Here is a 297-nt window from a genome sequence, read left to right on the forward strand (position 1 = left end):
CGGACCAGACGAGCGCGCACGACCCGATCAACGGCTACCTGCCGCAGGGCTGGACGGTCGAGCAGTGGCGCGAGGCGCAGAAGGTCGCGCCGGAAAGCATCGTGAAGGTCGCGAAGGAGTCGATGGCCCACCAGGTGTGCGCGATGCTCACGCTGCAGGAACGCGGCGCAGCCACGCTCGACTACGGCAACAACATCCGCCAGATGGCGCTCGAAATGGGCGTGGAAAACGCGTTCGATTTCCCGGGCTTCGTGCCGGCCTATATCCGGCCGCTGTTCTGCGAGGGCAAGGGCCCGT

1 pseudogene is annotated in these 297 nt (G+C 66.7%); it reads left to right on the forward strand.

The features are described 5' to 3' along the window. Positions 1–297 (forward strand): annotated as a pseudogene (locus AB4Y44_RS42595) (urocanate hydratase); the annotation flags it as partial.

This window comes from Paraburkholderia sp. BR10937 (assembly GCF_040965695.1).
Taxonomy (GTDB): Bacteria; Pseudomonadota; Gammaproteobacteria; order Burkholderiales; family Burkholderiaceae; genus Paraburkholderia.